Annotated in this window: 9 protein-coding genes and 1 pseudogene; 7 read left to right on the plus strand and 3 right to left on the minus strand. The window is 42.3% G+C overall.

Annotated elements, in window-relative coordinates:
• Nucleotides 1–249 (plus strand): annotated as a pseudogene (locus tag ACLNCN_RS01565) (DNA-binding protein); the annotation flags it as partial.
• A gap of 51 nt (nucleotides 250–300) precedes the next feature.
• On the opposite strand, the gene ACLNCN_RS01570 reads toward ACLNCN_RS01565, so the two are convergent.
• Nucleotides 301–951, minus strand: coding sequence for a LysM peptidoglycan-binding domain-containing protein (locus ACLNCN_RS01570; RefSeq protein WP_045612422.1), 651 nt, complete (start codon nucleotides 949–951; stop codon nucleotides 301–303).
• 239 nt (nucleotides 952–1,190) lie between these two features.
• Between ACLNCN_RS01570 and sdaAB the strand changes: the two genes are divergently transcribed.
• The 3 genes from sdaAB to ACLNCN_RS01585 are packed head-to-tail and all read left to right on the plus strand — an operon-like array spanning nucleotide 1,191 to nucleotide 3,397.
• A complete protein-coding gene (gene sdaAB / locus ACLNCN_RS01575; protein WP_125454330.1) occupies nucleotides 1,191–1,862 on the plus strand; it encodes an L-serine ammonia-lyase, iron-sulfur-dependent subunit beta in 672 nt (223 codons plus the stop codon).
• 8 nt (nucleotides 1,863–1,870) lie between these two features.
• Nucleotides 1,871–2,743: an L-serine ammonia-lyase, iron-sulfur-dependent, subunit alpha gene (sdaAA, locus tag ACLNCN_RS01580; protein WP_000500043.1), complete on the plus strand. Its 873-nt coding sequence runs from the start codon at nucleotides 1,871–1,873 to the stop codon at nucleotides 2,741–2,743.
• A 21-nt stretch (nucleotides 2,744–2,764) separates the two neighbouring features.
• On the plus strand, nucleotides 2,765–3,397 hold the full coding sequence (locus ACLNCN_RS01585) for an HAD family hydrolase (RefSeq protein WP_414367848.1): 633 nt from the start codon (nucleotides 2,765–2,767) through the stop codon (nucleotides 3,395–3,397).
• A gap of 265 nt (nucleotides 3,398–3,662) precedes the next feature.
• Here ACLNCN_RS01585 and ACLNCN_RS01590 read toward each other — a convergent pair whose 3' ends face one another.
• Nucleotides 3,663–5,513, minus strand: coding sequence for a polysaccharide biosynthesis protein (locus tag ACLNCN_RS01590; protein WP_290108858.1), 1,851 nt, complete (start codon nucleotides 5,511–5,513; stop codon nucleotides 3,663–3,665).
• Between the two features lie 85 nt (nucleotides 5,514–5,598).
• Nucleotides 5,599–6,429, minus strand: coding sequence for a glycosyltransferase (locus ACLNCN_RS01595; RefSeq protein WP_414367846.1), 831 nt, complete (start codon nucleotides 6,427–6,429; stop codon nucleotides 5,599–5,601).
• A gap of 154 nt (nucleotides 6,430–6,583) precedes the next feature.
• Here ACLNCN_RS01595 and ACLNCN_RS01600 point away from each other — a divergent pair, with 154 nt between their 5' ends.
• The 3 genes from ACLNCN_RS01600 to ACLNCN_RS01610 all read left to right on the plus strand — a co-directional run.
• Nucleotides 6,584–7,750 (plus strand): CynX/NimT family MFS transporter, encoded by a 1,167-nt coding sequence (locus ACLNCN_RS01600; protein ID WP_424844487.1) that lies wholly within the window; start codon nucleotides 6,584–6,586, stop codon nucleotides 7,748–7,750.
• A gap of 138 nt (nucleotides 7,751–7,888) precedes the next feature.
• On the plus strand, nucleotides 7,889–8,215 hold the full coding sequence (locus tag ACLNCN_RS01605) for a PadR family transcriptional regulator (RefSeq protein WP_000273858.1): 327 nt from the start codon (nucleotides 7,889–7,891) through the stop codon (nucleotides 8,213–8,215).
• Nucleotides 8,202–8,775: DUF1700 domain-containing protein (locus ACLNCN_RS01610; RefSeq protein WP_424844488.1), on the plus strand; the 574-nt coding region annotated here is incomplete at its 3' end. The genes ACLNCN_RS01605 and ACLNCN_RS01610, both read left to right, overlap by 14 nt.

The following is an 8,775-nucleotide window of genomic DNA, read 5'->3' on the forward strand; positions in this document are numbered from 1 at the left end:
TCCACCATTTACTTATACCATCAAGACAAAAACATGTGTCAACAAATCTGCTATACTTTACTAGAGGATGCCAAGAACAAGAAAAGCTGCGATATGCTTGCTATCTGCTATGTCCGTATTGGGATTTGTAGGGATGATGCTAAACTTATCCAAAAAGGGTTCTCCCTTCTGGAGCTGACCGATGAAACTTCCATTCTAGCCTTTCTCAAAAAAGAAGTGGAGATCTATTATCAACCGAAAGAAATATAAAAAAGTCGAGGGATTTCCTCGACTTTTTCAAATTATTCTGTTCGTTATTTCTTAATACCAGCCGTTGTTAAGCCAGAAGTTTTTAGCAGCTGACCATGAACCGTAACGTCCTGCAACGTAAGCATCTGCTACACGTTCTTGGTTTTCAGCTGAGTAGTCACCGTTCAAGTATGAATCTGTCAATTGGTAACGTCCAATGTATTGGCCGTTTGTAGCTGTATAGCTACCACCTGATTCTTTTTGTGCAATCCATTCTTTAGCTTCTGCTTCAGATCCACTTACAGTTGCAGCTGGTGCTGAAGTTTCTGCTGCAACAACAGTTTCTTCTGCTACAGGAGCGCTTGCAGCTGGTGCTGCTTCTTCTACTACTTCTGTAGTTTCTGCTACTGGAGCTGAAACAGTTTCATCTTGAGCAGCTGGTGCCGCATAAGTAGCTGGCGCTGGTGTTGCAACAGGTGCTACAGGACCATCGATAACCAACTCTTGACCAACATAAATCAAATGAACGTTGTCGATGTGGTTGTTTTCTGCCAATTTCTCAACAGTTGTGTTGTGAGTTTCAGCGATTTCTGAAAGTGTATCACCTTCTTTAACAGTGTAAGTTGATGATTCTTGAGCAGATACAAATGATGGAGCAAATACTGCAAACAAGGCAGCTACTCCTGCAAGAGTTGTTTTAATCTTTTTAGTTGTTGATTTCATATTTGAAAATTCTCCTTCTTTCTATAGTTCTATCATACCCTTTAAATATTACCGTTTCTTGATACTTTTATGTAGAAATATTACAAAATTATTTTTTATTTCCCTAAATAAGCTATTTTTTGTTACAAAAGATGCTTTTTTATGCTATTTGTAGTGTAAAAAGGTTTTCATCCACAATTAAAGCCAAGACCTTCATTCTTTGATATAATAGAGATAAGAATTTTTATAAGGGGAAACTGATGAAATCACTTCGTTTTCAATCTGTCTTTGATATCATCGGACCAGTTATGATTGGCCCATCTAGTAGCCATACCGCTGGTGCTGTTCGTATTGGGAAGATTGTCTCTTCCATTTTTGATGATACTCCGACAAAAGTCGAATTCCAACTATTTAACTCATTTGCCAAAACCTATCGTGGTCACGGAACAGACCTAGCCCTTGTTGCAGGTATTTTGGGCATGGATACAGATGATCCCGAAATCCCAAACAGCCTGGAAATTGCCCACAAGCGTGGCATCAAGATTGTCTGGACCATTCAGAAAGACAGTAACGCCCCTCACCCAAACACCACTAAAATTACCGTCAAAAATGCTCATAAGACCATCAGTGTGACTGGTATTTCTATCGGTGGAGGAAATATTCAGGTAACCGAACTCAATGGCTTTGCCGTCTCTCTCAATATGAATACACCGACTATCATCATTGTTCATCAAGATATTCCAGGTATGATTGCCCTCGTAACGGAGGCACTTTCCCGCTATGATATCAATATCGCCCAGATGAATGTTACTCGTGAAAAAGCTGGTGAAAAAGCTATTATGATTATCGAAGTTGACAGTCGCAACTGTGATGAGGCCATCGAAGAAATTCGAAAAATCCCTCATCTCCACAATGTCAATTTCTTTAAATAGGAGGAAGTATGTTTTATTCTATCAAAGAATTGGTCGAGCAAGCAGATCTGGACTTTCAAGGAAATGTCGCAGAACTCATGATTACAACAGAGTTTGAATTGACCGGTCGCGAACGTGAAGAAGTCCTCCTTCTCATGGAACGCAATCTGGAAGTCATGAAAGCCTCTGTCCAACTTGGCCTCAATGAAAATAAATCTCGTAGTGGCCTGACAGGTGGAGATGCTGCCAAATTGGATCACTACATCAAAAACGGAAAAACTCTGTCAGATTACACGATTCTCTCTGCTGCCCGAAATGCCATCGCAGTCAATGAACATAATGCCAAAATGGGCTTGGTCTGCGCCACTCCGACCGCAGGAAGTGCTGGCTGTCTGCCTTCCGTTCTAACAGCTGCTATTGAAAAATTAGACCTCAGCCACGAGCAACAGCTGGATTTCCTCTTTGCTGCTGGTGCCTTTGGACTAGTCATCGCAAATAATGCCTCTATCTCAGGAGCTGAAGGTGGCTGTCAGGCTGAGGTTGGTTCGGCCTCTGCTATGAGTGCTGCAGCCTTGACTCTAGCTGCCGGTGGAACACCTTATCAGGCCAGTCAGGCCATTGCCTTTGTCATTAAAAATATGCTGGGCCTTATCTGTGACCCTGTTGCCGGCTTGGTCGAAGTTCCCTGTGTCAAACGTAATGCCATGGGGGCCAGCTTTGCTTTCATCGCAGCAGACATGGCCTTGGCAGGTATCGAATCTAAAATTCCTGTGGATGAAGTTATCGATGCCATGTACCAAGTAGGAGCAAGCATGCCAACTGCCTTTCGTGAAACAGCTGAAGGTGGACTCGCTGCCACCCCTACTGGTCGTCGCCTTCAAAAAGAAATTTTCGGAGAATAAGCTTATCAAATAGGAGAAACCATGACCTCTATCACAGCGATTTTTTTCGATCTGGATGGAACCCTCGTTGACAGTTCTATCGGGATTCACAATGCCTTTACTCATACTTTTAAGGAACTGGGGGTGCCTAGTCCTGATGACAAAACTATTCGTGGTTTTATGGGACCGCCTCTTGAAAGTAGTTTTGCGACCTGCCTGCCCAAAGACCAAATTTCTGAGGCTGTCCAGATATACCGTTCTTACTACAAAGTAAAAGGCATCCATGAAGCTCAACTCTTTCCTCAAATTGTAGACTTGCTTGGGGAGTTGTCGAGCAAATATCCTCTTTATATCACCACAACAAAAAATACTCCAACTGCTCAAGACATGACTAAAAACTTGGGAATCCATCATTTCTTTGATGGTATTTATGGTTCCAGCCCTGAAACTCCCCATAAAGCAGATGTCATTCGCCAAGCCTTACAGACACATCAACTAGCACCGGAACAAGCCATCATCATTGGAGATACCAAGTTTGATATGCTGGGAGCTCAAGAAACAGGCATTCAGAAATTGGCCGTCACTTGGGGATTTGGAGAGCAAGCAGATCTACTAGACTATCAACCTGATTATATCGCTCACAAACCCATAGAAGTTTTGGAGTATTTTCAATAACATAGACTGGGAAACAACTCCATTTCAGAAGAAAATGGAGTAATACTCAATGAAAATCAAAGAGCAAACTAGGAAAGTAGCCGCAGGCTGCTCAAAACACTGTTTTGAGGTTGTGGATAGAACTGACGAAGTCAGTAACCATACCTACGGCAAGGCGACGTTGACGTGGTTTGAAGAGATTTTCGAAGAGTATAAGTCTCTACATAACAAAACGCATAATACCAAGGTTCTTCAGGAGAACCTTGATATTATGCGTTTTTCTATTTTATTCAACGTGGGTTGTTTGATTGGCAAAGGCGATAATGGCCTGCTTCAACTCATCTCCACTAAGAGTGCGGAACTCTTCAATCTTTTGATCGATGGCTTCTAGAGGCATGACATTAACCTTACCAACGAAAATCTTATCCATAACCTGATTATCAACGAGTTCGGTTGATACCAAGAGTTCTTCGTAAAGTTTTTCGCCTGGGCGGATTCCAACTTCAACAATTGGAATTTCGCTTTCGGTGTGTCCACTTAGAAGGACCATTTTCTTAGCCAAGTCATAAATCTTGACTGGTTTACCCATATCAAGGATAAAGACTTCTCCATCCTTGGCATAGGCACCAGCATGGATAACCAAACGGCTAGCTTCTGGAATAGTCATAAAGTAACGGGTCATGCGGAAATCTGTCACCGTTACAGGACCACCTTCAGCAATCTGGCGTTCAAAGACTGGAATGACACTACCACGGCTACCAAGAACATTCCCAAAACGAACTGCACAGTAGGTTGATTGGCTACGTTGGTTAAAGCCAGTGACAATCAACTCAGCCACACGCTTGGTTGCTCCCATAACATTTGGTGGATTAACCGCCTTATCTGTCGAAATCATAACCATCTTAGGTACTTTGGCTTCATCAACAGCCTTAGCAACATTGTAAGTTCCACGAATATTGTTTTTGAAGGCTTCTTTTGGATTGCGCTCCATCATAGGAACGTGCTTGTGGGCTGCCGCATGATAAACAATAGCTGGCTTGTACTGCTCAAAGACTTGCAACAAGCGGTCATAGTCTTGAATATCTGCAATAACAGGTACATAATCAATCCCTTGGAACTTACGAATCAATTCATGATAAACAAGGTAGATTGAGTTTTCCCCATGACCGAGCAAGACGATACGTTCAGGATTGAAGCGGCTAACTTGGCGACAGATTTCAGAACCGATCGAACCTCCAGCACCTGTAACCAAGATTGTCTTACCTGTCAGTTCTGCGCCCAGACGCGATTCGTCAAGACGAATTTCCTGACGGCCCAAAAGGTCTGTGATATCAATCTTCTGGAAGCCTCCACCTGCTTGGTGAAGTCCTTGAACAACCGTTTCAACCTTAGGCATCTTGTAACATTTGACACCCAGCTTATTACACATCTGCAAGATACGTTCATATTCTGACGGGTCAAGCGACGGAATCGCAACGATAACACGCTCGATTTGATGGCGTTTGGCTAATTCAGGCAGATCATCATATGAACCCAAAACAGGGATTCCACCAAGTTTTTGGCCCTTTTTCTTAGAATCCTTGTCCAAAATACCGACAAGTTCTAATTCACTAGTTGGATGTTGGTAACTATCCATAAAGAGAGCTCCGCCATCACCAGCTCCAATCAAGAAGGTCCGACGGTGTTCCCCATCACCACTTCCCTTTTTGCGTTTAGAGTAGATTAACTGCCAAGTAATCCGTGGCAATAAAATCAAGAAGGTACTCAACAAGATAAAGAGAATGATGAAACGGATTGAAAAAAGTGGCAAGAAGGCATAGCAGATACTATATGACAAGATACTGCTAGCAGTCACACCAAAAAAGATTTTCATGAAATCCGTAATCTTGCTGTAACGACTGATACTAGCGTTCAATCCCCAAAATCCAATCATCAATTGATAGAACAGGAAGGCCAAACTCGTATAGATGATGTAGTCAACAGGTGCTGGATTAATCAAGCCGTAGAATAAGATATAAGATACAATGATGGAAACCACCATACTCAAAATATCAAATATTCCCCAGAAAACCTGTTTTTGTTGTTTATTTAAAATTTCCACCAGATCAATCACATAATCTGTGAGTTTTTTATTCATAGAAATTTACTCCTCCTTAAAAGAGCCGAATATTTATATTGTTATTATAACACTTTTTATCCAGTTTACGATTTGCTACAATCTTTTACTTGCTTTTTCGTAACAGTTTCATAAAAATAAACTGTCGGACAAATCCGGGACAAAGGGCAACAATCATCTGAATGGCAACACTCTTGGCATACTCCATGTAAGAAATTTGCCCTCGCTTCAGCATGCGTTGACGAGCCTGACGATAGAGTTTGAGGTAACGCAGTCCCCCACGACGCTCAAACATCCCTGCTCCGACACGAACCTTACACAAGATTTGATCCAGATTTCCAGTCTTAGCTCCTGCAGCAATCATATTGAGCCAGAGGAGGTCATCCTCCATATAAAGGCCATCTTCATAATTGCCTGCCTTGAGAACCATGTCCTTCTTGAACATGACAGTCATGTGGTTAAAGGCACTTCTCATCCTTTGATAAGCTACAATATCTGCATGTTTGGTTGGAACACGACGGTAAGAAACAATCTCATCAGGATTATCAATAAACTCTGCAATATGTCCACCTAATAGGTCTAGTTTGTCCTTCTCCATTAGCTGAACCTGTTTCTCAAAACGGTCTGGAACAGCTATATCATCGGTATCCATACGAGCGATGATATCGTACTGACACTGCAAAACACCCTGTCGAAGAGCTAGACCCAAACCTTGATTCTGCTCAAGAGGATAGCGTTTCACTGGAATATCAGACTCAGCTTCAACCTGGTCTAATACTTGATAGAGTTCTGGTGTGAGAGGTCCATCCTCTACGAGAACCAATTCGCTCGGTTTCAAGGTTTGATTTTGAATACTATTAATGGCATCTCTCAAAAATGTCGGATTTTCCTTTACATAGACCGACATCAAGACGCTAATTTTTTGCTTTTCAAGCACAGTTTTTCTCCAATATATAGATTTCCTTCCACTATTTTATCATAATTTTCAAGACTTTCCCATTTTTATCTTGAAAGCCCAAAACCTTACTTGACATTATAGGGAAAAAGCCTTAAAATAAGCTGTTATTAAAATCAGCTAGGAGAGGTATTATATGAAAAAGCAATCACTCTTTTTTGTTCCAGGTATTATCCTGATTGGTGTTTCCTTGCGGACTCCTTTTACTGTTTTACCCATTATTTTGGGAGATATTTCGCAAGGGCTGGGAGTCGAAGTTAGTTCACTTGGTGTCCTGACCAGCCTTCCTCTCCTCATGTTTACCCTCTTCTCGCTATTTTCTACCCGACTAGCTCAGAAAATTGGCTTGGAGCATCTCTTTACCTATAGCCTTTTCTTCTTGACCATCGGTTCTCTCATTCGACTAATCAATCTGCCCCTGCTCTATCTAGGAACCTTGATGGTTGGGGCAAGTATCGCAGTCATCAATGTTCTGCTTCCTAGTCTTATCCAAGCTAATCAACCAAAGAAAATTGGTTATCTGACCACCTTATATGTAACTTCTATGGGGGTTGCGACGGCTCTGGCTTCCTATCTAGCTGTGCCCATTACACAAGCCAGTTCTTGGAAAGGACTTATCATCCTCCTCACCCTGCTCTGCCTAGCAACTTTTTTGGTCTGGCTCCCAAATCACCGCTATAATCACAGACTGGCTCCACAAACCAAACAAAAAAGCAAAACAAAGGTTATGCGTAATAAACAGGTCTGGGCAGTGATTGTCTTTGCAGGTTTTCAATCCTTGCTCTTTTACACAGCTATGACCTGGCTACCTACCATGGCCATCCATGCAGGCCTATCCAGTCACGAAGCTGGCTTGCTGACCTCTATCTTCTCTCTGATTAGCATTCCTTTTTCAATGACCATCCCAAGCCTGACAACCAGTTTATCTACTCGTAACCGTCAGCTCATGCTCACTCTGGTTTCACTAGCTGGTGTGGTCGGTATTTCCATGCTCTTTTTCCCAATCGGTAATTTCTTTTACTGGCTTGCCATCCATCTCCTCATCGGAACCGCGACCAGCGCCCTCTTCCCCTATCTCATGGTCAACTTTTCACTCAAGACAAGCGCCCCTGAAAAGACTGCACAATTGTCTGGTTTATCTCAAACAGGAGGCTATATCCTAGCAGCCTTTGGGCCAACCCTCTTTGGTTACAGTTTTGACCTTTTCCACTCTTGGGTGCCAGCTGTAGCTGCCCTCTTACTCGTCGATATCCTGATGACTGTGGCCCTCTTTACAGTGGACAAAGCTGATAAAATCCTCTAAACTTCTAGTTTTAGCTAGAAGTTTTTTATATATAAAAATTTTACACATTTCTCTTGACAGGGCTTTCATTTAGATGTACAATGTATGTGTAGAAAAATTATATATAAAAATCTTACACATTAGAAAAGGAGGTTCCCCATGTACTTTCCAACATCCTCTGCCTTGATTGAATTTCTCATCTTGGCTGTACTGGAGCAGGATGATTCTTATGGTTATGAGATTAGCCAAACCATTAAGCTGATCGCTAATATCAAAGAATCTACACTCTATCCTATCCTAAAAAAATTGGAAGGCAATAGCTTTCTGACAACCTATTCTAGAGAGTTCCAAGGTCGCATGCGCAAATACTACTCCTTGACAAATGGTGGTATAGAACAGCTCGTGACCCTAAAAGATGAATGGGCACTCTATACAGACACCATCAATGGCATCATAGAAGGGAGTATCCGCCATGACAAGAACTGAATACCTGACTCAGCTAGAACTTTATCTCAAAAAACTGCCTCAGGCTGACCAAATTGAAGCCATGGACTATTTCAGGGAACTCTTTGACGATGCTGGAGTCGAAGGAGAAGAAGAACTCATCGCTAGCTTGGGAACTCCCAAAGAAGCGGCCCACGAAGTTCTCTCCAATCTTCTCAATAAAAAAATCAATGAAGCACCCGCTCAAAAGAATAACAGACAAATTTTGCATATCGCCTTGTTAGCTCTCCTTGCAGCACCCATCGGCATTCCTCTGGGAATCGCCATCCTCGTGGCTCTGTTCGGAATCCTTGTGGCTGCTTTGACTGTCATTCTGGCTTTCTTTGCGGTTTCCATACTTGGTATCATCGGCGGATTCCTATTCTTAGTTGAAAGTTTCACTGTCCTAGCCCAAGCCAAATCAGCCTTTATCTTGATTTTCGGTTCTGGTTTACTAGCCATCGGTGCTTCTTCACTAGTCTTACTAGGTATTTCCTATGTAGCTCGTTTCTTCGGCCTACTCATTGTTCGCCTGGTGCAATTTGTTCTTAAAAAAGGAAAGA

It is taken from the genome of Streptococcus sp. CL8.13, from assembly GCF_049737895.1.

What these genes read in the sequence shown, in the direction of transcription:
- sdaAA (WP_000500043.1), top strand. Translation starts at nt 1,871, where the DNA reads ATGTTTTATTCTATCAAAGAATTGGTCGAGCAAGCAGATCTGGACTTT.
- ACLNCN_RS01585 (WP_414367848.1), top strand. Translation starts at nt 2,765, where the DNA reads ATGACCTCTATCACAGCGATTTTTTTCGATCTGGATGGAACCCTCGTT.
- ACLNCN_RS01570 (WP_045612422.1), bottom strand. Translation starts at nt 951, where the DNA reads ATGAAATCAACAACTAAAAAGATTAAAACAACTCTTGCAGGAGTAGCT.
- ACLNCN_RS01600 (WP_424844487.1), top strand. Translation starts at nt 6,584, where the DNA reads ATGAAAAAGCAATCACTCTTTTTTGTTCCAGGTATTATCCTGATTGGT.
- sdaAB (WP_125454330.1), top strand. Translation starts at nt 1,191, where the DNA reads ATGAAATCACTTCGTTTTCAATCTGTCTTTGATATCATCGGACCAGTT.
- ACLNCN_RS01590 (WP_290108858.1), bottom strand. Translation starts at nt 5,513, where the DNA reads ATGAATAAAAAACTCACAGATTATGTGATTGATCTGGTGGAAATTTTA.
- ACLNCN_RS01605 (WP_000273858.1), top strand. Translation starts at nt 7,889, where the DNA reads ATGTACTTTCCAACATCCTCTGCCTTGATTGAATTTCTCATCTTGGCT.